Below are 4,311 nucleotides of genomic sequence, written 5' to 3'. Positions count from 1 at the left end.
TGACCACTACCGGAGAACTCGCACAACAATACGTTGGGGTGTCCAGAGCACCGCAATAGACGCCAGTAGTTGCAATCAGTGCAACGGCCCAGTACGTTTACGGTACAGGCAAAACGGTGTTTTCCTCGTGAATCACGCGATTTTGAGTTGGGCAGAATTCGCCTTTGACATCGTAGAGGTCACAGATTCGAATTCTGTATCGCCCACTCGAATAAACCCCGGCAGACCCACCGTCTGTCTGGGTTTTTTTTTGGTCCTGGCGTGGACGACGACGGAATCCGACGATGGGAGCGAGACATCTCAACTGCCAACGGCGCAGACCGGATGTGACCTCCAGCCCCCTCGCTCATTCCGCCATTACCTCCCCACCGATCGTTCTGCCCCCATCGTTTTGCCACGTGCAGGTTCACTGCGTGTTGACTCGTTGGCAAGTAGCCACTGCGTCAGACGGTGAAAACGAGCTTCGACTTGACAGGTGTAGATGGTGCCACTCACAAATCATGTCTATGTCGAACACGGTGTCTCGATCTCGGGTGGCACCATCGCGCCGGTGGCACCACGACCGCGTGTCGAAGTGGTCTGATGAGCCGAGGGGAATTTGAAAGGTAGGAAAATGAGGGGTAAGAAAATCGGACGCTGAAATGAGTCGCGATAAACGGGGCAGTTCTCGCGTTTGAAGTTTTCCTACCCCTCATTTCCTTACTTTCCTCTCGGTTCCCTGCCGCACGCTGCCAAAGACGCATCGTGCCACTCTCCCATCGGGGCGTCTAGAACGAACCGACTGATTGGCTAGCGAACACACATCGCGTTAATCGCCGGCCGGGTTGTTGGGTAGTGTCTCGGAAACGGCGGCTCGACCTTGCTATCCACGATTGAATTCGTTTTCAGCCCCAACAGCCGAGGGAGCCACCGACAAGTGTGAGCTCGCACTACTATCCAGGGACCAAACGATGACGACAGTTTACAAAAGATTCATTGGGTCATGAAAAAGGGTCAGGTCATGAAAAAGGGTCAGGAGCGAATGGCAGGTTGGGGTGTCTTGCCTTGCCCAGTCTCACTTTACTGCTCCTGCCCCATTTTTATTCTCCATCGTCGATCTGGAGCGACCTGCACACTGTCGATTCAGCAATCGCCTGCAATACATCGCCTACAATACTTCGAAAGCCTACTTGGCTGCCAAGGAAAGAAATCGCAAGGTGCAGTGAGGTCGTCACCCCGCAAGCGACGTGCGCATTGCCATCATCTATCCGGCTGAATCCTACACCCGGATCAGTCGCAATTGGTTACACGCCGGAGTCCGACAGACCCCATGTCGGAGACCCCAGCCGGCGGATTGCCATCTTCCAGACCCTTTCCACTTTCGGAGACTACATCGTGCTGCGTTTCTCACTCTTGTTGTTGTGTCTAGGTTATTTCGCAGGGGGCGACGTTTGTTCGGCCCAATCGGTCAGCCAACCCGATCTCGGCTTGCTGACAAACCGGCTCGGTACGTGGGACGAAGTGATGACAGTGGTCACTGCCACCCATCCGAACGGCGTGAAGTTGTCGTCGCTTCAGTCGGGCAGCCTCCAACTCCGTGGACGCTTCATCGAAGTGACGAATCAGGGCCGCGCCTTTGATTCGAGAATGCTTGCCACCTTCGACCCTCGCTCAGGGCGTTACGACCACTGGTTCTTTTCCTCCAATCGACAAGCCGACCATTGGATCGGCACGGCGAGCGAAGATGGAAAAGAGATTCGCTGGACCATGAAGGATGCGAACGGAGGCACCGCGGAATCGAAATGGATCTTTTTGGATGCGAATTCGATCGAGTTGACTGCCAACCTCTTCGACGCCGATGGAAAACTGGTCACGAAGGTGCGCCGCAGCTTGACCAGAAAGAACGACGAATGACGACTGCTGAACCAAACGGCCATTTGATGACCGATGGCTCGGAAAAACCGGTGGGCCAGTGGAATGCGATGGACATCGAGTGCGTTGGCGATGCCGTCAAAGTGTGGGTCAACGGTGACCTGGTCAACCATGGCACCGGCTGCACCGCAACCAAAGGTCAACTCGCGTTGCAAGCCGAAGGCTCGGTCGTCGAGTTCCGGAAGCTGGAGCTGACTCCGATCACGAAGCTTACCGACTGATCGTACTGAGCGAGTGGTGGTTTGTCGGTTCGCGGCTGCCAGACGCTCTTGACAGGAACCCGTCACTCGCTTCGGTGTCACGCACCTTCTGCAGTTCGAGGATCGCCAAAAATGCAGAGGTTGGTCCAACCTCTGCGAGTTTGAGAGAGTTGTTTCGTTGCTTAGGACGACGAAGAAGCGGGGGTAGGAAAATTTGGGAGGTAAGAAATTTGCCGACGATCAAGGATCGCAGCCGGAATTCATTTTCTTACCTCCGAAATCTTCTTGCCTTTTTCCAGCGGCCGATTCGGGAATGAGTGGCAAAACAATAGGGGCAAAACAATTCCAGATAGTAATCGTCTTGCCCCGCATCGTTTTGCCCCCTGCTCGTTTTCGATTTTCACTCCATCGGACAAATCGACGCCCGAATTCAGAATCAGCACGCCGGAGCAGCGGTTGCATCGGCTTCGTGGAGTTAGCGAAATCGCCTTGGCGCACACTTCTCAAAATCAGGGACCAGAATCCGGGGAAATTGCGATGAAACGGCTAACTCGCATCGTTGGCCGCACCGATGCGGCGGAGCGGATTTGATTCGTGACTTTGGCTGGTCCAGCTTCCGCGCCGTAGAAAATCTGTTAAGTCGCCTCTCGCCATGGTTTCGTCTCGTTAACGAACCCGTTGTGAGGCTACATCATATAGCGCAACTTGTCATAAGCCGCGTTCTCTTTTGCGTCCTCGTCAACCGCAGCGGCCAATTCATCAAAACCGAACATGGTCTTGACGCGATGAGTCAGGAGGGCACGATCGTAGGGAATGCTTCCGGAAGTCCAATAGTCGGCGGTATGAGGTGTAAACTTGGAAACCTGCAACGGCCCTTTTTCATCGGCAACATTCGGGAGATTCCGCCAAAGTCGAAGGTGATGGCGATGTGATCGGATCGCACGTGGCAACAAGTCGGTGTAGCCACAACCAGCAAGATTGACGATGGCTGCAGCGTGGTTGATGACGTGGACAAGCCCACCGTAACCGACGCGGTGCGTTTCCGGTGTAAGTTTGATCGCTTCGCCAAACACAGCGATGATCATCCCCTCGATATCGTCATACTCCGGAGTTCCATCTTCATCCGGCAGAATGACCTTGTTCCCATAGATGCGGCCCTTTTCCTTGCCGTAGTAACCGTTGCCTGGTGTCTGGTTCTCGAATAGGGCCATCAACTTCAAGATTCCATCGACCACGGCGGGCGTGGCAAATTTGGGCTGTTCCCTAAGCGCGCGGATCGCGAGGGATGCGAAGATCACGTTGTGCCCAGATTGGCGAGGTTGATCGATGCTTTTTTCGAGACCCTCGGCGATACCGTCGATCAGAGATTCGTCCGGTTTCTGCTTTGGAAATGCATCGAACAACTCTGCGTCGGTAAGCTTCGATCGCTTCGACATCTTCTTGCCAAAGACTGACTTGCCGCCAATGACGCGTCCCAGGTCATCTTTGATCCCGTTGAAGACCTCGGGTTCGAGATTGGGACGTTGCTTTCCGATGAAGTATCCGGCAATGAGCGATGCCCCAAGATGCCCTGCCATGGAACTCATGTTGTGGGCACGCGCCAGCGCATTGAGCCCTTTCTCAAGGTAGGAATCGCCTAGCGGACTACCCGTTTCGACCGATAGTTCATCGGCGTCCGCCGAGCGACTTAGGAGCCCCCAGACTCCCAGCTCCGCGGCGATCCCTGTGCAGAGCTTTCCGAAATCCCGTCGGACGATTCTCGCTCGGTCAGTCATGAAATGCATTAGTCAGGACTCGAAGTTGGCGTCGCCATGCGGATAAACTGAAGTGTTTTGATCCGCGAACTCGGTGAGCTCACCAGGATGGATCGCAAACCAAGTGTAACAACATTTTATCGATTGCGGCGTCGACGCCACTGCGTTGTCGTTGTGGCTGAGTTCTCCCACGAACGTGAGCTGTTTCCAATCGCATGAGTTAGAGGGAACGCTTCTTGGAAGGGTGGGCAACGGGCCGCTAGCAGTTCTTGGATCCGCTCACTGGCGCGCGGCGGATGCATCGACCTCAGCGGATTGGACGCATCGGTGCTGCGCGTCGGTCCTCGACACCGAAGTACCGAATCCGGGTGTCGGGGGCGGGGCAAACGCGATCCGGCGGGAATTGCGTGAGCGGTCCTGGTCGTCGTCGGGACGGTTGTTGCGGT

General features: G+C 55.2%; 3 protein-coding genes. 2 read left to right on the top strand and 1 reads right to left on the bottom strand.

Going from position 1 to position 4,311, the window contains the following annotated elements; genetic code table 11:
* The first annotated feature begins 1,374 nt into the window (after positions 1-1,374).
* Positions 1,375-1,893, top strand: a complete 519-nt coding sequence (locus tag ABX962_RS31400; protein ID WP_372725511.1) for a hypothetical protein — start codon at positions 1,375-1,377, stop codon at positions 1,891-1,893.
* A complete protein-coding gene (locus ABX962_RS31395) occupies positions 1,890-2,132 on the top strand; it encodes a DUF1080 domain-containing protein (protein ID WP_372725509.1) in 243 nt (80 codons plus the stop codon). Before ABX962_RS31400 ends, ABX962_RS31395 begins: the two co-directional genes overlap by 4 nt.
* Before the next feature lie 665 nt (positions 2,133-2,797).
* Here the strand turns inward: ABX962_RS31395 and ABX962_RS31390 are convergent.
* Entirely contained in the window at positions 2,798-3,895 is a 1,098-nt protein-coding gene (locus tag ABX962_RS31390) for a hypothetical protein (RefSeq protein WP_372725507.1), read from the bottom strand.
* Positions 3,896-4,311 lie beyond the last annotated feature (416 nt).

The organism is Novipirellula sp. (assembly GCF_041583735.1).
GTDB lineage: Bacteria > Planctomycetota > Planctomycetia > Pirellulales > Pirellulaceae > Novipirellula.
Note: the sequence above shows the minus strand (reverse complement) of the source record. Positions and strands in the feature narration are given on the sequence as shown.